Below are 26,683 nucleotides of genomic sequence, written 5' to 3'. Positions count from 1 at the left end.
ATAGAAAAATTGTAATTGATAGCGAAAAAAAAAGAAAAACAAAAGCTGAACATATAATTAGTGTTTATCAATCAAAATTTAGTTAAATTAGATTACAAAGATGTATTGACAATCATAACATAGAAAAATATGAAGTGGAATCCCCAAATTTACAATCAATTTAAAGATATACGCAATCAACCATTTTACGATTTAATCAATTTTATTACTGAAGAACCACAACAAAATTGTATCGATATTGGCTGTGGTACAGGTGAACAAACTTTTATCCTGTCCAACAAGTTAAAAAACGCGCAATTTCTAGGTGTTGATTCTTCAGAAGCGATGTTATCGGAGTCTTCACAATTTAAAAATGACAGATTAGCATTTAAAATAGCTACTACTAAGGATGTCCTCGATACAAAACAAAAATGGGACCTGATATTTAGCAATGCAGCATTACAGTGGTCTGATAACCATCAAACCTTATTTCCCGATCTTTTGTCGCTATTAAATCCCAATGGCCAAATTGCAATTCAAATGCCGATGCAATCGGATAATATCTTAAATCAAATTTTATTAACATTAGTGCAAGAACAGCCATTTAATGACTATCTCAGTGGATGGAAAAGAGAATCACCAATGTTATCAATAGATCAATATGCGGCAATTATGTATGACGCAGGATTGATAAATTTGCAAATTATTCAAAAAGTATATCCCATAATTGCACAAAGTTCACAAGAATTACTAAACTTTATTTCTGGCTCTGCTTTAATTCCTTATCTGGACAAACTACAGGAGGATCAAAAAGAAGAGTTTATTACGGTTTATAAAAGTCGTATCGAACAAAAATTTCCCAAATTTCCAGCCATATATGCCTTTAAACGACTGTTACTATATGGAAGAAAACCCGTGTAAGCTCTTATGCGCCTGCTCTCATAGAATTCCATAATTGGATTAAGGTTTTGAAAAATTAATAAAAATCTCTTTTCCTGCTCTTGGTGAAATACTATTGTAACACTTTTCCATTTTGTCGATGGAAAAAAAAGGTCTGAAAAGCTTTTCATAAGTAACAACATCACCTCCAAAAGGAGGCCCAGGTGCTTCAAATGCTTTATCAAAAAGTAAACCAACAATCCGACCCTGTGGTTTCAGCAAGGATAATACTTTTTGCACGTAATCGGCACGTCTTTCCGGTGCAATCGCACAAAAAAAAGTTTGTTCCAACAACAGATCATATTGTCTCTCGTGTTCAAAAAAATCTGTACAAAGAATCTTTATAGCAGGATATCCCGCAAATTTTTCAATCAATCCTTTAACTGCTTCTTCAGCAAAATCAATTAAAGTAATGTCAGTGAAATTATTCTCTAATAAGTAGACCGCTTCGTAGGCATTTCCGCAGCCCGCTATTAAAATTGCCGCATTTTTATTAGGGTATTGCGCCATATACGCGGTAATAGCCGGAGAAGCATAACCGATATCCCAACCGGTTTGATTGTTCTGCCACTTCGTATTCCAATAGTTTTGATCCAGGACAGGCTGTACTGTTTTAACTGGAAATTGTTTTTTAATCTTATTATTCATACACCTAATAATAAATAATGATCACTTAATACAACTGTTGAACATCTACGCTTACCTAATCAAAAGTCATATTTGTGCAATTTGAATAAATAAATTTAAAATAATTTTGCTTAGTGTAAAAATAACACTTATATTTGTGTCATCATAATTTAGGTTTATAATTGGTTATAAAGGTTTTCATTCTCCCCGTTTGAAAACCTTTTGTTTTTTAACAGAAAACCAAACTTATAACGTTAAAATTCACGTTTCAATTCCTTTAAACAAACATTTCATTCTATACTAAAATCGCTGGATAATTTTTTCACTACCTACTGTGTAATAACAAAATATCCAGCGACTAACTATGAAAGATCGAATCTTCACAAGAGCAATTATGCCGAAAAAGACTAATCACAATACGTTACGATTATATAGACTGCAATGCTAATTTGACATGTTCATCAATCAAAATTAGTCTTTTGCTCCTTCGTATATTATTATTCTTTTCAGGTACACTCAGATTGGGATCAAAAGAATACACTTGATTTCCTTCAACCGTTGCAACATCTGCTTTCCAACCATCCCATTGATAGTCTTGATAAAATAAACCAAGGTCTCCATTTAATGACCAATTAATGAAGTCTGCGTAACCGCATTCCAAACTTTCCCAACGCAAAGTATTTGGAGCAAAGTAATATATTTTACCTATCTCTTCCCCCAGCTCCCCAGCATTAATTGCAAAATATCCACCCAAAACATCATCAGCAATCAGTAAGAAGCCCCCTTTCTCTCCTTCATTGACATAGGTCTTACCTTTATTCCACTCCATCATACCTCTATTCAGCTTTGTGGAACCCGAACCTAAGATACGTAACCATCCATTTTCAATTAGAATACCCCCTGTTTCAAAAACAATAGCCCCCATCGGCGATTTAGTTGAAATCTGCAAGCGTAACAACTCCTCATCAGCTCGCTTAGAAACTCTTGGCAAAGTTTCAAAGGTATTCTTTGAATTTTCCATCCACTTTTGTACAAGTGCCCAACCAAATCCATCCTTATTTATTAAATCTTTTAATGTTTTCATCATCTAATCTTTTAAAAAAAACATACGGTGATGATAAATACATTATAACCTCCAATATTTTTCACTTATTATATTTTCAACTATTACTGATATGATAACCCCACTTTACCTTCATTGAATATAATTCAAATGGTACTATAATAAAACAGGGTAAAAAGTAATAGTGCGCATTTTTCTCCATCAATAACGTATAAGATGCTTTATGCTAAGCATAATATTCAATCTGTTTTCAAAATAGCAAGCAATACCTTATCCCAAAATCAAACAAAGAAAACGCTACTGCAAAGAAATAAAAAAGAAACGAATAACCCGTAAAAATTAAGGTTAAATCAAAATAGGATACAATTCGAAAAAAATATTAAAAAAAATTTGTCTTAGTGTACAAATAACACTATATTTGTGTCATCATAATTTAGGTTTATAATTGGTTATAAAGGTTTTCATTCTCCCCGTTTGAAAACCTTTTGTTTTTTAACAAAAAAACAACTTACCAATTCATACTTAGACTAAGAAGACAAGTCAATATTCTATTACCCCTACCATCATACTGTTCTCCATTCAAAAGAAAATACTGAAAAAACAGGAGCCTTTCGGAGCTAATTTTCCTACTTCTAGATTTCCGTATTATTTCTCTTCAAAAGTATTTAGCCAGACTTATCAATTGAAGTAATACATACACAATAAATATCCTAAACTTAAGTTCAACTTGATTAAAAATACAATAGAGGAACTGGAAAAAGACTGGTTATACTGGATCTATATCAAATAAGCATAGGACTTCTATGGACTTATTAATATTTTGGTAGGCGGAGAGATCAAGGAATCAGAATAATTAGCATCCATGACAAATTATTATTTTTAAATTCATACAACCTTAAAATTCAATTCTTATATTTCCATAATAATAAAGGATACCTATCTTTACTTATCTAGAAACAAGTCAACGAGCACGATAAAACTAGATGATGAACAAAGCTTTTGAAATAGACAAAAACTAACCATAAATAGAAAAACTATGAAAATTCAAAAAATGGTATTAAAACTATCACTTTTGTTAAGTTTTATACTCACAACTGAGCTTGCAACCGCACAACTTGGAGGCTTTCTCAATAAAGTAGGAAAAGTAGCAACAAGTAAGGGCACACAAGCGCTAGGTTTGGACAAACTACTCAAAGAACCCGAAGCGATATCCACGAATTTTGAAGATGTAGATAGAAAAGGTGAGCAGATGCCAAGTTTTCAACAAGATGCAAATTATAAGCCATTACAGGAACTTCCCAGAAACGCCAAAGATGGTTATATTTTACAGGCTGGTCATTTCGAGATGACAAACAAAAGCTACTGCTTAAAAGCGGGCACTCATGCGCCATCATCGGGAGATGGTTATATGTATGCACCCACCTTAGGTAAGAAAAAAGAAGTTGTTACAGCCATACTTAAAAGTGCTGAACAACATCCCGAAGTAAAACAAAGCGATATTCAGATGCTCTTATGGACAATAATAGCTAAAACAAAATTTATCGATTACGCTGGCTCCGTAAAAGAAACAGCATTGACATTGCTAACACCTAAACAACTTTTGCAACTAGAAGGGGGCGCACTTGGAATTTTACCTTTTGATGCAATGGCTGCTGCCAAAGAACAATTGCCTGCATCGCTGCGCGCAGTCTTTGAAGCTGAAAATAATATTAGAAGCCTAGTTTCTTCAGGTAATTACTCCTATGAAGAATTTGAACAATATGCAATTTTGGCGGGTATGGCTATGCCAAGAACAGATACACCAAGTGGAATTTGGACATTACATCCTGATGGTTACTATATTCGTTATTTCCCTAGTGGATATAGCATAACCCGTATTCAAATTTATGTACCTGAAGAATTAATAAAACCAGGTAAAAAATTAATCTATGATGCGACAGACGATATCTCATGTCCTGCAAATAATGGTTCCCAACGTTTAGCGCAAACAAACGAACCGATTCAAAATCATGAATAATTGAACAACCAAATAAAAAAGCCAGACATTGTTACTGTTTCTCACAATATGATAAAAACGCAACCTTTAAAATTAACGGGCTAATATCTTCCATGATGTTAGCCCGTTAAAATAAAAAAAATGCGAAGTTTTTACGCTCCGCATTTTCCTACAAACTAAATCACCAAACTAGTTTTTCTGCGACACATCCGATCGTTCCTTCTTTACCATTCGATTGACTGATCTTCGTCAGGAATCTCGGTGTTCAATCGCCGTTGTAAAATCAATGACCCCGTAACCTTATATTTAATAGCAACATTTGGAACCATCGTATAGTCGGTAAATTGATAGTCAATATTATTGATAGCAATGTAGCGGTGCAGTAGATAAGGCCTTACCGCATCCATCTGCTCTGAAATAGTATAACTGGCATCTTTATTCACTTTGAAATTCATGTTGGCATTATCAGCACGAAAGCTGACCCCACCAGTTTCATTAAAAGTTGCATAAATTTTATATTTACCACGATCTTGTCGTTCTTCATCTATGTTTCCTGCATAAAAGAAAATCGTATTTTCATCAACGACATAACTCCGAATTTCACTTTTAACAATAGGAGTTTCGTTTTCATATCCCTCCATATTTGTTTTCAAAGCTGTACCGCTATAGGTTCCCGAGTAATTGTTAAAAGGATAGATACGCAATAGAGCTTTACGATAATGTTTTCGAGGATTAGCTTTGTATCCATTGGACGCATCGTCCAAGATCGTTAATGGGAGAACCCACTTATCGACCATGTCAATATTTTTAAGCGTGAAATCTATTGGCATTAAAGCAGTGCTTTCACCAGCTTTTATATGAACTGCTGGAATCATTGAAAAGTATTGACTCATAAGCTCCCGGTAATAAAAATCTTCCCTGTTTTGAAAACGTTCATAATTCAACACCTTCAATGTATCGGGATCCACACGAACTTGAACAGTCATATTTTTATCATTGATAGTCGATCCGCTAACGATCATAGGTAGCATGAAAGTCGTTTTCTGATCTCCTTTATACCGCACATAGATATTAGAAACACCCTCAATTGTCAAAGGTGCTTTAAATGACACAAAATTTTCAAATTGTTCATCTTTCCATTCATCATTGCAGCCGCTAAATAAGAACAGCAAAGAGAGTAACAAGAGTTGTATATATCTTTTTTTCATTGGACAATTTATTTTTATAAGTGTAAATTATAAAGGGCATACAAGAGTTTAGTAACACTCTTTTTTTTTAAAGGCATTTATTTTAAGTACTATATTATTTACGATCTAAAAGCATGCATCAACTAATTTTACAATATTCCATCACTGTGTTATACCGCTTAGCTCATATGCATAAGCATCACATATCTTTAATCATTGTAAGTCCATCCTGGATTTTGAGTCAATCTCTTATTACGTTTAAGCTCACTATGACTGATCGGCCAAAACCACATTTTATCCGCAAAGGTCGTTTTAAGTGTCCATATGGCTACTGGTCTATGAAAGAGATCTCGCTCCTTAACATTCATCAAAATATTACACCCATAAACTGGTAAAGCCTCCTCAACAGGCGCATCCATCCAACGACGTAAATCATAGTAACGCTGTCCCTCTCCCATCAATTCTATAAAACGTTCTCGTTTCAAAGTTTTTCTTAATTCCACTTTGCTAGTATACACCTGAGCAGGATAGTCTGGTACACCAGCACGAATACGAACCGGATGAGTACCACGCTGTATCTCTTTAATATCGCGACTGATCGCATAAGTTGTACCGCGCCACGAAGGAATATTATAGGAACCACTTAATTCATTTAATGCCTCGGCATAGACCAATAAAATATCAGCATAACGAATGGCAGGTTCAGCTTTTGAAATAACGCGTGACGCACTCCCCCCCTCATAAGTGTCACTTGGATGAACAAATTTTTTCACTCCAAAACCCGTACGAAGCCAGTATGCATTGGATGAGTTGAAGCCATTACCCTTTGTATCATCGCGGTAATAAAACACTTGCTGATTGCGATTGCGTTCCAAGGTCTCATTCAGTAAAGTCCAGAAGCTACCATTATAAGCAACAGAAGCATAAAACCGAGGCTCTCGATTGGCATATTGCAAAGAAACACCTTCTCTCAATGGCCTATATTTACCTTTGCTATAATCATCAGCTGATACATAACCACTTAACCGGTTTGTTCCATTTCCACGTCCGATCTCACTATCTTTACCTGGAATATCTTTTCCGTCATTCATATAATATGCATCGACGAGCTTCTGTGTAAGACCATGCGTATTCCATCCGGTTGCAGAACGAGGCAACTGATGGATAACCATATCTGCTACGCTTTCACCATCTTGATTATTACCTCTAGTGAAAATAAGTTCCGGATTTCCTGAGGCTTGCAAAGTACCGTCAAACACTTGCGCATAGGATTTGGAAGGATCAATATTTGCCCAACCTTCCGGCCAGTTCTTTCCTGAAAAATTATTATCATTTGGCGGAACTACAGTTGCATCATCACCAGTTTCTTGGATTGGAACCCAATACAGTCTATATACGCCTAATTCAATCACATCTCGCGCAGCGGCTGCAGCCAGAGCCCATTTCTCATCTTGATAATCTACTGAAAGCAACCGCTTACCGACATCATCGACCAATCTCGCTGAAAAGCTTGACGTATTTCCGTTGGCTAATGGACTTGCCGCATACAGCAATACTTTAGCACGTGTGGCCAATGCGGCACCGCAACTAGGGCGAGCAGAACCATCCTGACCACGATTCATACCTAGCTTTTCCATTTCTTTAGCCGCCAATAATAGCTCATCAGCAATAAATTTAGCACACTCCTCATAGGTGCTGCGTGCTGTAGCAATGTCATCATAACTTTGTGTATAATCAATTCCTTCATCAGGTAACAATGGAATCGGACCGTATTTCCGCAAGAGTAACCAATAGAGGTAAGCTCTACCAAAACGAGCTTGCCCGCGATAATCTTCGATCTCAGCAGCAGTCATTTCTGTATTCATATACACATGATGAATAAAAGTAGTGGCATTGCGAATGCCCCGATAACACTGCGTCCAGCTACCTTGCTTATCATTTTCAGTATAAATCCCCATTTTGAACATATTATAGGATAGTTCGGTCTTTGAAGGATCAAAATCACGATCCCGATCACCATAATACATATCATCTGCAAAATTATGGGGCGTGAGCCCCTTGCTGGCAACGTCAACATTCTCTCCTTTAAACTCTTGGAAAACATGTGCTAACCACTCCTCTGTATATACTTTACTCTTAAAGACTTTTTCAATCGTGATCCGATCCTTAAAATATTGATCAGATTCCAGATAATTCTTTTTACAGGAGGAAATAAAAGTTGTGCACAGCACAAATAATAGCATGAAATATATCTTCTTTTGCATTTTTATTCAATTTATAGATTAACATTAATGCCTAACGTAAATGATTTCGGAAGCGGATAGTCTTCACCCCTAGGGCTCGCGAGTTCAGGATCCCAAAGCTTAAATTTTGACCAGGTCAACAAGTTACTTCCAACAAGAAAAATTCGAATGTTATTAGTCTTGATTCGATTAGCTAATGACTTAGGAATAGAGTAACCGATATCCAGCGTTTTAAGACGAAGATATTGACCATTTCTAAGCCAGTAGGTAGATTCTCTAAAATTGTTAGCGTTATAGCCATAACTTAAACGTGGATAGGAAGCATTTGGGTTTTCAGTCGCTGGATCTCCTGAAATATCCGCAGAAACCCAACGGTTATCGCCCATTACGCCTTTCATAACTTGCCCCCACTCGCCCTCACTGAATGCGTGCACAGTTTTTCCATAGGTGGAGAAAGTAGATTTTCCCGCTCCTTGAAAATGGACATTTAGATCAATCGCTTTCCAACTGATCGAAGCACCGATACCATAAATCAAATTTGGTCTTCTGGTAGCACCAATAGGTACACGGTCACCATCATCAATCACTCCATCACCATTAATATCTTTATATTTCAAGTCTCCAGGTTGATAATTTCCGAAAGTTTGATTCGGACTGTTGCGGATGTCATCATAATCTTTGAAGAGACCTAAAGCAACTAATCCTTTAGCCTGATCAACACGGAAACCGCGTTCATTCTGATAACCGTACACATTATTCTCTTCATCTTTTTCTAAAATGATATTCTTACTATAGGTAATATTACTTCTTGCAGTGATATTGAAAGCCCCTAACGTTTGCTTATATTCAAATCGACCATCGAAACCCCGTGACTGCACCGCGCCTACATTGGCACGAGGCGTACTTTCAAGTCCAACGATCGCAGGTAAAAATCTGCGTTCCATATATATACCTGTACGCTCCTCATTGAAGAAATCAAGATTAGCAACAATCTTATCTTTAAAAAGTGAAATATCGAATCCTAGATTTTGTTTCGTTGCCATCTCCCAGGTCACATATGGAGACGCTACTTGCGCATATTTCATTCCTTGATAGTACCTATTGAAACCATAATCGGCCCATTGGTAACCCCCATCTGGTATCCTGTTACCTGCACCATCTAAAGCAAAACTTCCGTCACTATTCCTTCGCCAGATTTCTTCGATCGTATATAAATAAGGAAACCTTTCCTGATTATTACCTACTTTTAATTGATCATTACCTACACGACCCCATGAATACCGGATCTTAAACATATTGACCCAATCCAAGTTTTCCTTGATAAAGGATTCCTCTGATACGTTCCAGGCTGCAGAAACTGCTGGAAAAAAACCATACTGCTGTCCAATAGCGAAATTTTCGGAACCGGTGTAACCAAAATTAAAATCGGTAATGTATCTATTTTTCCAATTATAGGTTACCCGTCCTGCGAGTGCTTGATTTCTTCTCGATATACCATTCTTAATATCATCACCAATGTTTACGGTTTTTACTAAGGCGTCACGCGTAAAACGGATTACCCCACCTATATTATGATCGCCAAAGCTTCGATCATAATTGAACATTAAATCCAGAAATTCACGTCTTTCTCCCTCAGCTCCACTCATTTGAAACATTTCACTGGGATTGGATACATGCGTAAAAATCAGATTTCCATTTTCATCGCGCGCACGTTCAGCACGCCATTGCTCAGGCCATTTACGACGGGATATATTACTTTTATTGTTGGTATCAAAACCGACGATTCCCCTAGCCCGAAGTCCTTTAGTAATGAAATCGAAATTTTGTTCTATAGATACATTTGTCTGGATACTATTGGTCCAATTCTCATTAAAGCCCGTCTGCGTAGCTACTACCCAGGGATTAGTCTGATTCCCTGTACCGATCGCAGGTACGTAACCATTCGAATACATAACAGGTGTACGGATGGGCGAATACCCAAAGAGTACCCCCCAGAAATCATCATCCCCCATTCCTGGGCTGTTTCGTTTATCTAACGATCCTGCAACACCAATTTTAGCTACCGTAGTTTTTGTGATATTAAAATCAGTATTCAAACGATAATTCCAACGTTTGTAATTTGCATTGGTATTATAATCATTACGCAATGTTTCATCGATCTTATACATCCCACCTTCTTCAACATAACTCCCTGAAGCAAAATAGCGCGCTGTGGGGCCACCGCCACTCATATTCAGATTGGCTCTATAGGTCATCGCACCATCTTTGAGTAACAGATCTTGCCAATCTACATTTGGATATAAATCTGGATCCAGTCCTAATCTCAAAATTTCTAATTCTTCAGGTTGATAAATGGGTGCCTGATTACGCGTGATCCGCGATTCGTTTAAGAGATTAGCGTAAGTGACTCCATCTTCAAATTGAGGAGTAATCGTTCGGGTATTATAAATTGTTTCATCTTTAAAATTGATATTAATTTTACCCTCCTTACCTCGTTTAGTCGTAATGAGAATAACTCCATTTGCACCTCTAGAACCATATATTGCAGTAACTGCAGCATCTTTGAGCACGGAGAAGGATTCAATGTCTTCAATATTGATATCGTTGATATTACGTTCAATATTATCAACCAAAACCAGTGCACCTGTGCCACCACCAAAAGTTGAAATACCGCGAATCCAGAATTCAGAAATATTTTTACCCGGTTGTCCAGATTGCATCATGGCCATCACACCCGGTACATTTCCTGCTAATGCATTGGATAAGCTCGAAGTTGGATTGGATTTCAAGTCATTGACATTTACACTGCTTACAGCTCCTGTAGAAGTCAATTGCTTTTGGGCACCAGTTCCTGTGATTACAACTTCATCCAGAACACTTGTTTCTGATTTTTCCAATGCCATATTTATAACAAAGACATCTTTAATCAGCAGGTCTTGTTTAATATATCCGATATAAGAAAATGTTAATCTTTTATAGCGTTCTACTTTGATTTTATACCGACCATTATTATCGGTAACCGTACCTAATCCAGGTGAATCGGTTACAAAAATACTAACCCCTACTAAAGGTTGTTTTTGGGCGTCCGTGACGACACCAGTTACTTCGACGATCTCTTGAGCCAAAAGACTACAGGTGAAGCCGAACAGCAACATGCATATTATTAAGAATTTTTTCATCATTAAAACCACTGGTTATTCGTTAATACTTTGATCCATTTCTTCAAGTGCGATTTTACGGATACGGCGATTTGATTGATCTCCTATATAAAATGCACCTTCTGTTTCACTGTAAGCGATACCAGAAGGTCTGTCAAAACGTGCTTCCTGTCTCAGGTCTCCATCTACATAGCCATATGGATTAGCATTGATACTGGAACTGCCTCTTCCTGCAAAAGTCGTCACACTCCCATCGGGTTTCAAGATACGGATAGCATGATTCTGCTGATCTGTGAAATAAAAATCGTATTCATCTGTCTTACCATCAGCGACATATTTCGGATTTTTAACAAAGACTCCCTGATAAGGATTTCGCAGTCTTGCAGAAGAACCTACCGCATCCTCATAACCAGCTCCTCTAAGTTGACCACAAACCAAATACGGTTGATTAAACTGTTTCTTTTCCCAATTATAATCGACACGAAGGATATAGTGCTGGTTAATGACAACAATGTATGCGTAGTTTCCCGTAGGATGAATCAAAATCTTATATTCCCATTGCGGATCATGCACGACAAATAATTGTTCGTAGCCTTTAACATCAAGACCTTCATTAAAATATTTATTCAGATCGAAACGAAAAAATTGTCCTTTCTCATAACTATTAAAATACATCTCCCCATTAATAGGATGAACAGAGGCACCATTACACTGCCTATAGGTGGTCAGCACCTCCCTATCCTGCCACTGTCTATCACGCGATAATCGATAAGTTGCTCGATCATTTTCTCCGCCGCGGTCTTCTGCTATAATCATATATTTATGATCAACCGTGAAATCAATACTACGGGGACGGTCAAAATCAGAACGTTTTTTTGTTACGGTACTATCTGCAAAATTGATCAAGTAAAGTCCATTGTTATTATCGAATGTCATCCAGAGATGCTTCGGATTCACAGGATCAAATTTCATAAAAGAAGGCTCCCAGAATCCACTTGCCATTTTACTTTGGTCTGCATCCTTAAATTTTCCGTCCCTCCACGGTTCATCCCCCCGCGAGTTTCGGTATCCTATAATGGTAGATACAACCATTTTGCGCTGGTAGTCAAAAGGTTTTGCAGATTTACCAATAGTTTGTTTATTTGGATCTCCGACCCGCACTTCAATGTCCCCATTAAACGCTTGCCTTGGGACCAAGCAGTATAGTGATTCTCCGACGGCACTAATGACTTTTGCTTGCTTTCCTCCAATAAGCACATTTATCTTTGTGGGATCATTTCCAAAATTTTGTCCATAGATAACAAGGCGCTGCCCCATACCTCCCGCTTTTGGACTAAAATCAGATACAACCACAGGTTTAGCTGGATCAAAAGGCAACGCCTCAGTGACATTTTTAATATCATCCTTACAGCCCCCCAATCCAAAAATAAGTACAAGAAATGTCCATAGCATATTGCTTAGGAGACACCTATTGCTGTTAATAAACTGTTTAGTTATCATAAAATATAATTTGGTTAAAATTTATTCTCAGTATTTAAAGTATTATCATCGATACAAATAACATAAGTGAATAATATCACCACAGCTAAATGGTATTAGCTTTTTAAATTAAAAAAAGGACCTCAATACGGTCTCCACTTTTTAACGATATATAAACTGCTACATTTTTAATTTACTTCTTGTAATTTAGATCTTTTAAAAAACCAGGTGAAGACATTTATAACTGCTATACCAGTATAGAACTATATGATAATGGTCAAAAAAAATAGTAGCTATAATTTTATAAAAATCGCTATTTCCCTAACCTCAGAATACATGTGGTTTTAAATAAAGTCTCTAATTATATTAGAAGGTTTAATGCTATAATTGATTAATCAAAATTAATCAATACAAAAAACATGACACTACCAATTCATCTCAACAGTCTGCTAATTAGTATCATAAATAAACAAAAAGACATGTTGAATATATTTTCAAACAAGATTTCCGAGGATAAAAACTTGGTTAAAAAAAGAATAAATGAATAGAGACCATCCAAAGGAAGTAAGTTTATCGATTTTTACACAAAAAAGAATTCTATAAAAGACAGTAAAGAATAGCTTCTCGTACATGAGAATATATACATCAGATAAACAAAAAACCGCTCTTTAACGGTCTCAAAAGAGCAGTTGAAATTGTGAGTATGTACGAAACAAAATGGGTAGATTTATCAATTGCGAGTTCGTCTTAATCTGCATCCATCACCTGGTCAAAACAACTCATTACTTCAGTAAAATTGAATTTATCAAATTTTACTAAAAAGTGTAATTATTAATTTTAAAATTAACTCAACTGATCTTCAAGTGAATATAACGAGACAAAAAACTAGATATGAAAGGAGCTTAACAGCTAGTGATTGTTAAGTGCTAGTATTACGAACTCTATAGATTAAAAATTTAGATAGTTCTGTCGACTATTGTACTGCTCTAAAAAATGGTGCTTCCTTAGCTAAATGGCTACTGGTATTATTTTCCACTATAGGCCAGTCGGCGACCCATTTAATTTGATCTAAGAGCAGAACGCGTCTGTTACCTCCTGAAGATACACGGCTTTGCTTAGGGTTTATTCCATGATACAGCATCCAATCAATGCCATTCTCATCGGTCATGATACGAGAATTATGCCCAGTACCTACAAAGTTGTCATTACCCTCTAGCAACAGCGTGCCAGCACCCCTCATTTTCAAATCTCGCCCCTCTCTATCAAAATATGGGCCTTGCAATACTTTTGCACGCCCCACCATAATATGATAAGTACTCTTGGCTCCTTCACAGCAAGAACCCTTTGAACCAAATAAATAATAATACCCTCTACGTTTATGAATCATAACAGCTTCAAAATCTCCTGCGGCCACTTTAAACTTTTTCTGTAAACTGGAAATAGCTAATCCATTATCTGTCAACGGTATTCCATAGGTACCTTGCGTATCAGCATCACTAAAACTTCCCCAGAACAGATAATTAATGCCTTTATCGGAGAAGAAATGGGGATCTATAGAATTGGGAACTTGAATTTCTTGACTATCGAATAATTTACCTTGATCTAAAAATGGACCAATAGGTTGATCTGCAACCGCGACACCTATTCCTGGATTGGAATCTCCCCAAGTGGAAAATGCATAGTACAGCAAATATTTGTTCTTTAGCTTGATAACATCAGGTGCCCAGATTCCTCCAGTCATTTTCCATGATGGCTTCTGTTGAAAGGCTGTCCCTATCCATTTCCAATGAACAAGGTCTTTAGATTGTAATATAGATACGAGACGTTCTCCGTGTTCATCTCCCCAATTATCAGCAGTACCATACGCATAGAAATAGGCTGACTTCGGATCTTTAAGTACTGTTGGATCCGCAAGTATGGGCTCAAATACTGGATTCAAATATGTGTTAGATCCAATAGTAGCATCACTGCCACCGGTCAGATTGCTCTTCCGCAATCCTAAACTACTACACGAAATCGAAAAATAAACAGTACATATAAGTACTAAAAAACGACCGGTTACATTTAATTTATACATGATAAATGAATAATATGTCCGTAGGTTGAGCCTGCATTAAAAAAGGGCCTTGTTGCATACAGGTATACACAAGGCCCTACAAACCAACCTATCTAAATCTACTTTACTTTTTCCATTTTTTCTGCCAGCATTTTGATAAAATAACCACCTACTACAGATCTAGCTTTAAAACCTGAGCGTTTAGGTTTATCTGTATAGATCCAATCTGACATGGGTACACGATCTACTGTCTCATTCATAAAACGATATACTGGGCTAATGAATTTTTCAAAGGTTTCTTTGTCATCGGCCATTGTTGCAGTCCAAGAAATCCAATCAGTTTTTGTATACTGTTGACGGTTATCCAATGGAAGACCATAAATGTTCTGCTTTGTGAGATAGTATTTGATTTCAGTTGTACGAATATCTTCATCAAAAATTTTCATTTTTAATATTTTGTCCCAGACCATGTTGTATTTTTGACTCCACGTACCAGATTGATCAAAGGTAAGTTTATAATGATCACCGTCTTGTGCCATTGTCTTCCATTTCTTAGCCATTGATTTTGCTTGATTGAGATACTTATCAGCGGTTTGCTGATCACCCATCATCTCCGCTAAATAACCATAAGAAGCAATTCCTAAAATCGCTTTAATCGATAAGTTGGCATTATGAGCAAAATGCCCTGCAAAGTCATCTGTACATAACTGATTTTCTGGATCAAGTCCTTTCTCTACCAAATAATCTACCCAGGTAGATAAGACTTTCCAATGTTTCTTTGCATAAGCAGCATTGCCTTCTGCTTTAGCAATAGCATAAGTTAATATTAACATATTGCCAGACTCTTCTACTGGCATATCTCCGCCATAGGTTTGCCCATTTGCTATCGGATAGGTACCCACGTCATGTGCCGCAAAAGGTTTTGTCCACTTATTACTTTCACTGTAATAGAAAATAAAATTCATAAGACCTTTTGCCAGTTCAGGATTATAGTATAGAAATAATGGTGCTGAGGGATAAGTAATATCGACGGTACCAATAGATCCATTGCTATCATTTTCCTTCGATAACAAAAGTAAATCACCATTTGGTGCTTTTACCAATTTATGTGCAGCTATCGCTTGACGATACGCAAGTGCGCATAATGCTGCATATTCTTTACCACCAGCCTTGATCGCGCTTTGCATCAATTGGGCATCAAATTGATCTGAGGCTTTTATTAATTTGCTATATTCTTTATTTGCTAAATCAAATTGCTTTTCAATGGTACTTTGGCCATCTCTATTCCAATAAGGACGTAAGTTTTCGTTAAAATACTGAATCGCATATAAATCGTCGTAACCTAAAAGTATCTTATCACTATATTTGGACGTTACGGAGAATGACTGACGCAGGGCCAGTTGCTTCCCTGAAACAGAGCTTTGAATAACGTGATTTGATTTTAAGAATTGTTTCCTTAAATCATGGCTATCACCAATCATGGCTTTGGTATTTTTTTGATCTCCAGCCATATAAAAATATCCCCAATCAATACGCAAGTCATCACCTTTATTACCCAGTATCTGTTGATTCTTACTTCCTGTTTTTACGTATTGTAAGGATCCATTTTTAAATTCACTACTTTCAGATTCTTGTAATGGCGAATTTAATGCCCAGTTTGGAGATGCTTCAAGATAGAATTCGATTTGATGTTTTTTACCATCTTTTGATTCAACTTGATAAGATAAATAATTGACAGGTCGTGTCAGTAAAGCCAAATTATCCAAAAACATAGGAGCAGTAAAACTTACTTTCACTTTTACCGGCCCACAGTCAAAAACATAATGAGTTTGTGTTGCTTGCACATCAACGCTTTCTTGCTTTACTTCCTGATCAAAATGATTGCTCCCCTCTCTTTCTAAAAATAAGCCAAAATCAAAAAAGCCATTTGCAACTCTGTTGTGGCAGTAACCTCCAATGATATTTTTCCCTTTCCGAAGGGTTTTAACAACTTCATCTGAGAGTTTGACGCGATTATTTTTACCGGTTCTATTTCCGGTATTAACGACTTCTATTCCATTAACATATAAAATTGCATCATCATCATGGGTAAATTCAATATAAACAGACTGTCCCGCTAAATCTTTTTCTAAGTTGATAATCCTTCTAACCCATATCTTAGGCTCTTGCCAATCTGTTTTCGCATGAGATTCTTTATCTTTTGTACCAAATGGCGTAATCCCTGTTTTCCAGTTCGCATCATCAAATGCCAAGGTATTCCATCCGGCAGAAGGTTCCTTCTCTGTGTATGGCGCTTTCCAGTGATCATCTTCTCCCATTCGTGCGATAGGTTCTAATTCTATTTCCTCTTTACCTAAAAAACGATAAGCTTTACCATCTACTTTTATGACGCCAAGCAACGGAAAAGTTTTTCCGGTCCAATGCCGCACAACATCACCATAAAGTTCATCACTATACGACCACGCACTGGTATTGGGGTCAATGGTGACTAGAGGAAAAGCAGGTGCGCGCAAATTATTTTTGACTGGATTATGTTGCGCCGACGAAAAAAGCGACTGACACAACAGAACAGCTATAGCGACATATTTTAATTTCATTATGAATATATTGATGGATTACTTAAATAAATTTTCAATTTATTATCTTCATGAATCAGGTTACTCCACTTGCACAAAAGTAGAGCAACCTAATACACACTAACGTTTAATTAAAAACTCAAATAAAGGTTTGTGAATTGCCTTCAGTTCACTTTCAGGCATTTTTATTACTTTTCGATCGTAGGTCATTAGTCCATTTGTTTCAACTTCCACATCTGTGGTTTGCGTATAAACTGCCGCTGATAATCCCATTGGAATCAAACGGTTTAGATCATGAATAAGTCTTTTATAACGATCCAATAACTCCGTTTTATTTTTAAAACTTTGATAACCCCAGTTGTCTTTTTGTTGCCAAGAATGCCCCTCGACCGGTAAGCCTAAACCTCCAAATTCACCTAATGCTAAAACCTGATTTGCACCAAATAAAGAAGGATCAGGCATAGCAGCATCTGGATAATTATGAATATCAAGAATATGTCCAGTTTCCATGAAATTCCCTCCACTGGCACTGTTCACTAAACGAGATGGATCATTTGCAATTGTCCATTCTGTAATTTCCTTAGTTTTAAACTGTCCCCAAGCCTCATTGAAAGGCACCCAGATGACGATGCTTGGGAAATTATGCAAAACTTCCATTATCGCCTTCCATTCTTTACGATAATACTGTTCTGATATTGCCGAACGCGTCTTGTCACGATCACCTCCTGAAATTTTTCCGGGTTGCATATCCCAATTATTTCCACCAAGATCACCGCTTGGCATATCTTGCCAAACTAACATACCGATACTATCGCAATGACGGTACCAACGTGCAGGTTCAACCTTAATATGTTTCCTGATCATGTTGAAACCCATTTCCTTAGTTTTGATCACATCAAATTTCAACGCTTCATCTGAAGGAGCTGTATGCAGACCATCGGGCCACCAGCCTTGATCCAATGGACCATACTGAAATGTAAACTTATTATTAAGCATTAATCGTTGAATACCATCTTTATCTTGCTGCATCGATATCTTACGCATCGCAAAATAACTTTTAGCCTGATCAATTACTTTACCCTTACGTAACAATTGAATTTCCAGATCGTACAATTTAGGATTAGAAGGAGACCACTCCTCTGCATTTGGAACAGCAATCTTAAAAGCCACATTTGGCTCACCTAATTGCTCCTGCAGAATACGACTGCCATCCACAGCTTTCACCTTGATCTGATCGCCAGGCTGACCTCCGGATACCAAAGCTTCAAAGGTTAAGCTTCCCTCATCCAATTGCGGAGTTTGCTTAGTACTTACAATATGACTTTGAGAAACGCTCTCTAGCCAAACTGTTTGCCATATACCTGTCACAGGTGTATACCAGATTCCATTAGGATGCTTTACTTGTTTACCGCGTGGCTGTGGCCCATCATCGGTAGGATCCCATACCCGAATAGCAATATCCTGCTTCGATCCCTTTTTAAGAAATTTTGAGATATCCATCGTAAAGGGATCGAATCCCCCTTCGTGCCTACCGACCAGTTGGTTATTGATAAATACATCACATTGCCAATCTACGGCACCGAAATGAAGTAAAATCTTATTTTTTTGAACTGCTTTATCTAAAGTAATGCTATTACTATACCACAACGCTTTATCTTTTCCCACTTCTTTCCCTACTCCAGACAAAGATGATTCAACAGCAAATGGTACCAAAATATTACCTTCCCATTGGGTTGGAATAGCCTGAGCATCGACAGGTGTAATGGCATATTTCCAAAGTCCATTCAAATTTTGCCAATTGTTCGATCGGACGAGCTGTGGTCTCGGATATTCTGGATGTGGCTTTTCAACATTTACTTGTTCCCCCCAAGAAGTTAAAATATGCGAACCTGCGGGCTTCCAATCTTGAGCAAAGTTCATCTGTATGGTCATTAATAAACCTGCAAACAATAAAGTTCTCTTCATAATAAAAAAACGTATAATCATTAATATCTATATCACTATATTTAAAGATGGGACGACTACAAACCATGAACTTAGGCTCCCATCAAAATCAATTCAATTCTTATTTTGTAATCTCAATATTTTCCACACGAGCCTAAAATGCTGTGATCAGTATCATTCTCTTTTAACCCCAAAACGATCATATTTTCTAAGATTAAACCATAATTCCTCGAAATAATTATTGAATGATTATTAGGTCGTTGTGCTTAATTACTGGTTACTCAAATTTATGATTTAACAAGCTACTTTAACTTGCTAATTTTCTCAAAAATGTGCGCATTTGTATCATTTAATTAAGCTTAAAGCAAAGGATTCTAAATTATTATTAAAGAAAAGCCCATTACCTAAATAAGAAATGGGCTTGATTATGTTTGGATAATATGAAAATAACAATTACAGAACTGAGAATCGATATAGTGATTTAGTTTTATAGATCTGACCAGGAACTAATACGGTTGTTGGAAAATTCGGTTGATTAGGGGAATCTGGATAATGTTGTGGTTCTAAACAAAATGCAGTTCTAAAAGAGTCTTTTTTACCATTTTTCAATTGGACCTTTTCACTCATAAAATTACCACTGTAAAATTGAATCCCCGGTTCCTGCGTCAAGATATCCAGGACAATTCCGGATTGATCACCCACAATATGAGCAGCTTTATACCAATCACCTTCTCTTTGTTTATTTAAGACAAAATTATGATCATATCCCTTACCATAAGACAGTTGACGATCATTAGCATCAATATCTTTACCAATTGCCTTAGCGGTCGTGAAATCAAAAGCTGATCCGCCTACTTTCTCAAGTTTTCCAGTTGGAATCAATGTACTATCAACAGGCGTGAATTCATCGGCAAATAACTGAAGCTGGTGATTCAATATTGAACCACTACCTTCTCCGTTTAAATTAAAATAAGCATGATTTGTTAGATTTACAACCGTTTTTTTATCCGATTGCGCCTCATATCCAATTGTTAGTTCATTTTGGTCATTTAAACCATATGTAACTTCCATCGCAATATTTCCTGGAAAACCTTCAGCTCTATCTGGCAAGGTATATGCAAATGTAATCGATGAATCGCTCTTCATTTTCAAGGTCCAATTGGCAAAATGAACGCCATTAAACCCACCGTGTAGTGTATTGACACCATTATTAATAGGTAGTTGGTAAGTTTGTCCATCAAGTTGAAACATTCCCTTTGCTATACGGTTTCCAAAAGGACCGACAATCGTTCCAAAATAGGGCTCTGCCGGGTTGTTGTAATCGGTAGCTTTTGTAAATCCCAAAACCACATCCCTTAAATTACCTTGTTTATCCGGAACCCACAAACCAACTATGCGTGCACCAAAATTTGTAAAGTATGCATGCACACCCCGTTTATTTTTCAATTCAAATAACTGGACATCATGATCATTTATTTTAGCAGCAAATGCAGCGCTATCCATATAGGAAATCATTCCAGATTGATCCTTATTTTCTGTGACATTCTTTTGCTGACATCCTAATCCAACGACAAGGATACTAACAATACCCATACACTCCATTTTTCTTTTCATTTTTAATTTATTTTAGGTCCCTTATAAAGGTTCATAATTTTGATCATATTGATCAACTTAAGCGATTTAGTTGACAGATAAATGAAATAATTAAACTTAAAAGTTACGATTTACTTTTTAATTTTTTATCTTCAACCTTACAAGTACTAAAATCCTAAATTTAGAAAATATTGATTAGCAGAATTGTTTCATAATACTGCTCTTTTGTATCAATTACCAATTAGACATGATAAAAATTAAATTGTTGCTTCTTTATTTTGCTTATCTTTTATTTTCTGCTCATATCCATGCACAACCTTATTATTTTAACCATTATCAAATAAATGAAGGACTTTCTAACAACGCAGTTATCTGCAGTATGCAAGATAGCTACGGATTTCTATGGTTTGGTACCAAAGATGGATTGAATCGCTTTGATGGAAATTCTTTCAAACACTTTACAAGTAAAGAAGATCATCGAAGTTTAGGAAGTAATTCTATTATATCTTTAAAAGAAGACTATCAAAAAAAAATGTGGATCGGTACAGATCAGGGGATCTACTCTTATGATCCCATTCATGAAAATTTTGAAATATTAGATGAGAAATTTAGAAGCACAGAAGTTCCTGTTATTACGACAGATGGAAAGCACAACCTATGGTTTATATCCAGTGGAATGCTTTACCTGCACAACCTTACAAATAAAGTAACAAGACAACTTACAAAATCAAATCTGTACATCACATCACTATGCAGCACAAAATCCGGAAAACTCTATTTTGGAACTCCAGAGGGTATTATTTACCTCGTTAACGAAAAGTATCAGATTACTCCATTTCTTGATTTCACAAAATCATTTGAAAAAAAAGATTGGTATAGCATTGAAAAAATAGTAGAAACAAAGCAGGGACAACTCCTAATTGGGACTTCCAAAGCGGGTGTATTCTCTTACGAAAAGAGCACTGGAACACTTACTTCCATTCTTGGTCAAAAACAGTTGAAACAATTTTTATATGTAAGGGATATTCTTCAACCGAATGACCATGAATATTGGTTTGCAACAGAATCTGGCTTGTTTGTTTATCAAATCGCCACTAAAAGTTTTCTCCATTTACGTAAGGAGAATCATAATAAATGGGGTATTTCCGACGATGCAATTTACAACATATTACAAGACAAAGATCAGGGCATCTGGTTAGGTACTTATTTTGGTGGACTAAATTACTATCATGCACATAACAGCATCATCGAAAAAATTTTACCGGGCGACCAACCAACAAACCTACAAGGATCGGTTGTAAGGGCCATTAAAAAAGACAAAGAAGGTAATATTTGGATGGGTACCGAGAACGGCGGAATATCAAAATGGAACCTCTCAACCAATAAGATCCAAAGTTTTACGAGTCAAAATAGCTCATTAGCTAATAATAATATTCATGGATTACTAGCCATTAAAGACAAATTACTAGTCGGTGCTTTTGTAAATGGACTCGATATATTCGATTTAAAACGTTTACAGGTGACACAACATTTGGATAGAAATAGTTATCATAATTCAGAACTTGAAAGTAATTTCATATTCCACCTCTATCAAACAAAAAAAGGTGATATTTTAGCCGCTTCTACACGAGGATTGTACCGCTTTAATTTGGATACCAAACAATTTTTCTTAATAAAAAATGTACCGGCTTATATTTTTTACACCTGTATATTAGAGGACTTCCGGGGTAATTTGTGGATAGGTACGTGGCGTGATGGTTTAATTTGTTACAATCCAGAGACCAATTATTTTAAACATTATAAGCAGCAGACACATGATCAACATGCGCTACCCAATAATCGAATTAACAGTTTATTTGAAGATTCAAAAAAAAGATTGTGGATTGCAACTGAAGGAGGAATGGTAAAAAAAGAATTTGAAAATAACAGCTTTAGCTCTATAAGTATAAAAGACGGAATGCCCAGCAACGTTATTCTCTCTTTTTTAGAAGACAAAGAAAATAATATTTGGGTGGCTACTTCCAAAGGTCTTGTTAGGTATAACCCCGTCAACCACAAAATACGGACATTCAATATGGAATCGGGTTTACCAACATTACAGTTCAATTACAACTCTTCCTTTGATGATAACAACAATAATTTCTACTTTGGGACTATCAATGGTTTGATCCGATTTAAGCCCGAACAATTAAATCAAATCAAATACAATGCAAAAACACCTATTTTTATTACAGATTTAACTGTCAATAATCGAGAAGTAAGTCAAACTGATGAATCAACCATTCTCAAAAAATCAATTCTCTTTACCGAAAGTATTAAACTTAAGCACGATGAATCCTCATTTAGCTTAGATTTTGCAGCATTACATTACCAAGCTCCTCATTCTGTACGCTATAGTTATAAAATGTTAGGAATAGATGAAAAATGGAACCCTATCAATGGTGTCCCCCGCGCATACTTTACCAAACTGGCGCCAGGAAATTACACATTCATAATTAAAGCTGAAGATCCAAATGGCACTGCGATTCCACAAATCAAGACCTTGAAAATAGAAGTATTACCACCAATATGGGCAAGTCTTCCTGCATATCTTATCTATGGATTTATTATTATCGGGCTTATCGCATTTATAATTCATCATTTTAATGAAGCAATAAAACAGCGGAATCGTCAACATATCTTAACAATCCAAAACTTAAGAGATCAAGATTTATACCGTTCAAAAATCAATTTTTATACTGATGTTGCTCATGAAATCCGAACTCCGTTAACATTAATAAAGGCCCCTTTGGAAAAATTGATGGATAGAGTCGAACGCAGTCCGGCTGTAGATAAATTACTGCTAACGATGGAAAACAATACCAATAAACTTATTGAATTAAGCAATCAATTACTGGATTTCAGAAAGGTGGAGGCCGAAGGGTTTAAATTAAACTTTGCTCCGCATAACATAAGCCATATTTTACAAGAAATTATCAATAATTTTGCCATAACCTTAATTGCTCAAAATCGTGTTTTAACACTAGATATCAGTCAGAGTATTATCGCTTTAATAGATCTGGACGCTTTCGAAAAAATCTGTTATAATCTGCTTAATAATGCATTAAAATATGCTGATCATCGAATAGAAATAACATTAAAAACTGATGAAAACACAAAAACATGTGTATTGATCATAAAGAACGACGGGGCAATAATTCCGCCAACAGAACAGCAAAATATTTTTGAACCTTTTAATCGCTTAAAAAGAAGCAAAAGTATTTCAGGTAGTGGATTAGGTTTAGCCCTTACTAGATCATTGACCTTAAAACATCAAGGGACATTAATATATGAAGTAGACGAATCCTCCTTCAACGTATTTAAACTCATACTTCCTCTAAATCAAAGCTCACTATCATCATGAAAAATGCAAAAGCCAATATCCTCTTAATCGACGATCATCAAGAATTACTTGAATTTATTGCAGATGATCTCTGTGAAGAATATCATGTTCAAACCTGCAACAATGGTATAGAAGCATTGAAATTGATGGAATCGGATAATTTTGATTTAATTATTAGCGATGTCATGATGCCGGAAATGGATGGCTACGAATTGTGCCAACATATTAAAGAAAATATGGCATCCTCCCATATTCCGGTAATTTTACTTACGGCGAAAAATAGTATTGAATCTAAAATCCAAGGCTTAGAATTTGGCGCTGATGCTTATATTGAAAAACCATTTTCACCGGCATTTTTAAGAGCACAAATTGCCAGTCTTTTAAAAAACAGATTAAAAGTAAAAGCTTTTTTTGTTAGTAACCCTTTATCACAGATACAGAGCATTGGGCAAAATCAAAGCGATCAAGAATTTCTTCAAAAAGTGGATGAAATTATTCAGAATCATTTAGATGATCCGAAATTCAATGTTGACCGTATGGCTGATATTTTGTGTATGAGCCGACCAACACTCTATCGAAAAATTAATATTGTTTCAAGCCTATCTCCTAATGAATTGATTAACCTGACCCGGCTGCGAAAAGCCGCAGAATTACTAGCACAACGAAAATTCAAAATCTATGAAATATCCAACTTACTAGGCTATAGCTCGGCCACGCATTTTTCACGGAACTTTCAAAAACAATTTGGAGTAAGCCCTTCTGAATTTTTAGAACAACAAAAACTACACTCCTAAAATAACTAAAAGACCCCATGCTAAATACATGAGGTCTTTAAAATCAATCTTTATTTTTTGGCTAAAATCACAACTTGCTATTTAGGTTTATTTCGATTTGTCTAATTCGTATTGCGATAAAATAGCATATTGCGCAGCATATGTAAACATGAACATACCTTCCAGATTATTTTTATTTTGATCGGTGTCCCATCCCTTTAATAAATCTGTTGGTAAAAACCCATCCTTCAAGAAGTGGTCATATCCATAATCAAGATTCTTTTGAAAAGACTCCATGTAACTTCCTACTTTTCTATGATTAGGATAAATATTAAAGAATCCCCGCAGTAGGATACCGTTAAACCAATTGTTGAATCCGGAGGATTCGTAAGTGTAATATGCCGGAATCTGCTTTCCCAATTTTGCAAAATACTCGAAACTAGCATGAGATAATGACTGTGCATCTTCCCTATATTTTTTTGATTTTGTTACACGATACAGATCTGCAGCTCCAGAAATCATCGTTCCGCTATTATAGGAAAATGAAGGACCTACGGCAGTTTTCAAGCGTGTATTTGCACGGTATCTCGTTCCATTTACATTCTCATATGCGATAGTACAATCCGGAAAGCAATCTCCCATCATATCTGAATACACACCTTGGTTGTTTAAAAGGTAACGTTTTTGCCAATCGTAGACTTTTTTTGCAAAACTTAGATAATAATCACCTTTATTTAACATTTTAGAACGACGTGTTTTTTTGTCTTTTGGATCGACATAGCGATGCTCGATCTGATCAGATTTATGCTTATAGATTTCGTGTAGCCATACCAAGGGGCTAACCATTGGACCGTTGCTACAAGCATGCTTGGTCACATAACCTGGGCCCCAGGGAATACCGCCATGCTCTTTATTTCTGTCATCTAGTGTACTATCCCAACCGTCAAGAACATAGGCCGTCAAATACTCAGCCTTTTCTAAAAAGACTCGATCATTCGTTAGGTGATAGGCGTCTAATAATTCACGGACAAGCCACATTTGGTCATCGTAAACATTCAGTATCCCAGTAACATTCGCTTTCCCCTTTTCTCGAACACGGTCTACCGCATAGACTGCCCACTCTTTTTCTTGTGTAAATGACGTCAACTTAAAAGTGCCTAGATAATAATCAGCATTATCAAATAGTTTTTTCAACAAATCGACATAACGCTTGTAATGTTGATTAAACAACAATACATTGCCATTTTCCTTTTGAAGTTTAAGACTTGTTAAAATTGCATTAACAGCTTCTATCGAAGCTGTATACATCCAAACACTCCCCCTTTCAGAAGATAGTTCTTTGGTATCCGGGTTGTAAAATCTAGCCATGGTCATCTCATCACCTGAAAAATAGGTAGCAATGGATTTATCAACAAGCTGAATAGAACGCACTAAATTTTGCGTTTGAAGATCTGAAACATTATTACCATCCCCGCCATTTCCCATCGTGGCATAGGTAGGCATTAAAAAACAAAACTGTACAAACAGTAATAGTGGAATAGCATGAATAAAAATGCTTTGTAGCTTTCTTAAAAATTTCATAAGAAGAATCTGGTTTATCATTAGTCAGAATTTTGCCCATGATTAAGGCATTAAATTCTGGAACAAGATAAGTAGAGTTGATTAATTTTAGGGTTAAAAGGGGGTTA

General features: G+C 36.2%; 15 protein-coding genes. 4 read left to right on the top strand and 11 right to left on the bottom strand.

The window, feature by feature from the left end; all coding sequences use genetic code 11:
• Positions 1 to 129: 129 nt before the first annotated feature.
• Complete coding sequence (locus FHR29_RS01625; RefSeq protein ID WP_132770136.1) at positions 130 to 900, top strand: methyltransferase domain-containing protein; 771 nt, start codon at positions 130 to 132, stop codon at positions 898 to 900.
• A gap of 39 nt (positions 901 to 939) precedes the next feature.
• Here FHR29_RS01625 and FHR29_RS01620 read toward each other — a convergent pair whose 3' ends face one another.
• A complete protein-coding gene (locus FHR29_RS01620) occupies positions 940 to 1,566 on the bottom strand; it encodes a methyltransferase (protein WP_132770138.1) in 627 nt (208 codons plus the stop codon).
• 406 nt (positions 1,567 to 1,972) lie between these two features.
• Positions 1,973 to 2,632 carry a DUF2625 family protein gene (locus tag FHR29_RS01615; RefSeq protein ID WP_207898564.1) on the bottom strand — a complete coding sequence of 220 codons (660 nt, stop codon included), beginning with the start codon at positions 2,630 to 2,632 and terminating at the stop codon, positions 1,973 to 1,975.
• 1,012 nt (positions 2,633 to 3,644) lie between these two features.
• Here FHR29_RS01615 and FHR29_RS01610 point away from each other — a divergent pair.
• Complete coding sequence (locus FHR29_RS01610; RefSeq protein WP_132770140.1) at positions 3,645 to 4,625, top strand: hypothetical protein; 981 nt, start codon at positions 3,645 to 3,647, stop codon at positions 4,623 to 4,625.
• A gap of 203 nt (positions 4,626 to 4,828) precedes the next feature.
• Here FHR29_RS01610 and FHR29_RS01605 read toward each other — a convergent pair whose 3' ends face one another.
• The 8 genes from FHR29_RS01605 to FHR29_RS01570 all read right to left on the bottom strand — a co-directional run bounded on the left by FHR29_RS01605 (position 4,829) and on the right by FHR29_RS01570 (position 20,861).
• A complete protein-coding gene (locus tag FHR29_RS01605) occupies positions 4,829 to 5,812 on the bottom strand; it encodes a DUF4973 domain-containing protein (protein WP_132770142.1) in 984 nt (327 codons plus the stop codon).
• Positions 5,813 to 6,000: 188 nt separating this feature from the next.
• Positions 6,001 to 8,055, bottom strand: a complete 2,055-nt coding sequence (locus tag FHR29_RS01600) for a RagB/SusD family nutrient uptake outer membrane protein (RefSeq protein WP_183911995.1) — start codon at positions 8,053 to 8,055, stop codon at positions 6,001 to 6,003.
• A gap of 11 nt (positions 8,056 to 8,066) precedes the next feature.
• Entirely contained in the window at positions 8,067 to 11,216 is a 3,150-nt protein-coding gene (locus FHR29_RS01595; protein ID WP_260291511.1) for a TonB-dependent receptor, read from the bottom strand.
• Positions 11,217 to 11,228: 12 nt separating this feature from the next.
• Positions 11,229 to 12,692 carry an IPT/TIG domain-containing protein gene (locus tag FHR29_RS01590; protein WP_206368482.1) on the bottom strand — a complete coding sequence of 488 codons (1,464 nt, stop codon included), beginning with the start codon at positions 12,690 to 12,692 and terminating at the stop codon, positions 11,229 to 11,231.
• Positions 12,693 to 13,644: 952 nt separating this feature from the next.
• Positions 13,645 to 14,748 carry a family 43 glycosylhydrolase gene (locus tag FHR29_RS01585; protein ID WP_183911993.1) on the bottom strand — a complete coding sequence of 368 codons (1,104 nt, stop codon included), beginning with the start codon at positions 14,746 to 14,748 and terminating at the stop codon, positions 13,645 to 13,647.
• 98 nt (positions 14,749 to 14,846) lie between these two features.
• Positions 14,847 to 17,324 carry a glutaminase family protein gene (locus FHR29_RS01580; RefSeq protein WP_183911991.1) on the bottom strand — a complete coding sequence of 826 codons (2,478 nt, stop codon included), beginning with the start codon at positions 17,322 to 17,324 and terminating at the stop codon, positions 14,847 to 14,849.
• Between the two features lie 99 nt (positions 17,325 to 17,423).
• On the bottom strand, positions 17,424 to 19,268 hold the full coding sequence (locus FHR29_RS01575; protein ID WP_132770150.1) for a glycoside hydrolase family 2 protein: 1,845 nt from the start codon (positions 19,266 to 19,268) through the stop codon (positions 17,424 to 17,426).
• A 432-nt stretch (positions 19,269 to 19,700) separates the two neighbouring features.
• Positions 19,701 to 20,861 (bottom strand): aldose epimerase family protein, encoded by a 1,161-nt coding sequence (locus FHR29_RS01570; protein WP_183911989.1) that lies wholly within the window; start codon positions 20,859 to 20,861, stop codon positions 19,701 to 19,703.
• Between the two features lie 226 nt (positions 20,862 to 21,087).
• On the opposite strand from FHR29_RS01570, the gene FHR29_RS01565 reads away from it, so the two are divergent.
• Positions 21,088 to 24,243: a two-component regulator propeller domain-containing protein gene (locus FHR29_RS01565; RefSeq protein ID WP_183911987.1), complete on the top strand. Its 3,156-nt coding sequence runs from the start codon at positions 21,088 to 21,090 to the stop codon at positions 24,241 to 24,243.
• Positions 24,240 to 25,016, top strand: coding sequence for a response regulator (locus FHR29_RS01560; RefSeq protein ID WP_221197783.1), 777 nt, complete (start codon positions 24,240 to 24,242; stop codon positions 25,014 to 25,016). The genes FHR29_RS01565 and FHR29_RS01560 overlap by 4 nt, the downstream gene beginning before the upstream one ends.
• Positions 25,017 to 25,103: 87 nt before the next feature.
• Here FHR29_RS01560 and FHR29_RS01555 read toward each other — a convergent pair whose 3' ends face one another.
• Positions 25,104 to 26,576: a glycoside hydrolase family 76 protein gene (locus tag FHR29_RS01555; protein ID WP_221197782.1), complete on the bottom strand. Its 1,473-nt coding sequence runs from the start codon at positions 26,574 to 26,576 to the stop codon at positions 25,104 to 25,106.
• Positions 26,577 to 26,683 lie beyond the last annotated feature (107 nt).

It is taken from the genome of Sphingobacterium sp. JUb56 (assembly GCF_014191365.1).
Classification (GTDB): Bacteria; Bacteroidota; Bacteroidia; order Sphingobacteriales; family Sphingobacteriaceae; genus Sphingobacterium; species Sphingobacterium anhuiense.
This window is presented reverse-complemented; position numbering and strand designations above follow the sequence as displayed.

What these genes read in the sequence shown, in the direction of transcription:
- FHR29_RS01625 (WP_132770136.1), top strand. Translation starts at nt 130, where the DNA reads ATGAAGTGGAATCCCCAAATTTACAATCAATTTAAAGATATACGCAAT.
- FHR29_RS01620 (WP_132770138.1), bottom strand. Translation starts at nt 1,566, where the DNA reads ATGAATAATAAGATTAAAAAACAATTTCCAGTTAAAACAGTACAGCCT.
- FHR29_RS01615 (WP_207898564.1), bottom strand. Translation starts at nt 2,632, where the DNA reads ATGATGAAAACATTAAAAGATTTAATAAATAAGGATGGATTTGGTTGG.
- FHR29_RS01610 (WP_132770140.1), top strand. Translation starts at nt 3,645, where the DNA reads ATGAAAATTCAAAAAATGGTATTAAAACTATCACTTTTGTTAAGTTTT.
- FHR29_RS01605 (WP_132770142.1), bottom strand. Translation starts at nt 5,812, where the DNA reads ATGAAAAAAAGATATATACAACTCTTGTTACTCTCTTTGCTGTTCTTA.
- FHR29_RS01600 (WP_183911995.1), bottom strand. Translation starts at nt 8,055, where the DNA reads ATGCAAAAGAAGATATATTTCATGCTATTATTTGTGCTGTGCACAACT.
- FHR29_RS01595 (WP_260291511.1), bottom strand. Translation starts at nt 11,216, where the DNA reads ATGATGAAAAAATTCTTAATAATATGCATGTTGCTGTTCGGCTTCACC.
- FHR29_RS01590 (WP_206368482.1), bottom strand. Translation starts at nt 12,692, where the DNA reads ATGATAACTAAACAGTTTATTAACAGCAATAGGTGTCTCCTAAGCAAT.
- FHR29_RS01585 (WP_183911993.1), bottom strand. Translation starts at nt 14,748, where the DNA reads ATGTATAAATTAAATGTAACCGGTCGTTTTTTAGTACTTATATGTACT.
- FHR29_RS01580 (WP_183911991.1), bottom strand. Translation starts at nt 17,324, where the DNA reads ATGAAATTAAAATATGTCGCTATAGCTGTTCTGTTGTGTCAGTCGCTT.
- FHR29_RS01575 (WP_132770150.1), bottom strand. Translation starts at nt 19,268, where the DNA reads ATGAAGAGAACTTTATTGTTTGCAGGTTTATTAATGACCATACAGATG.
- FHR29_RS01570 (WP_183911989.1), bottom strand. Translation starts at nt 20,861, where the DNA reads ATGAAAAGAAAAATGGAGTGTATGGGTATTGTTAGTATCCTTGTCGTT.
- FHR29_RS01565 (WP_183911987.1), top strand. Translation starts at nt 21,088, where the DNA reads ATGATAAAAATTAAATTGTTGCTTCTTTATTTTGCTTATCTTTTATTT.
- FHR29_RS01560 (WP_221197783.1), top strand. Translation starts at nt 24,240, where the DNA reads ATGAAAAATGCAAAAGCCAATATCCTCTTAATCGACGATCATCAAGAA.
- FHR29_RS01555 (WP_221197782.1), bottom strand. Translation starts at nt 26,576, where the DNA reads ATGAAATTTTTAAGAAAGCTACAAAGCATTTTTATTCATGCTATTCCA.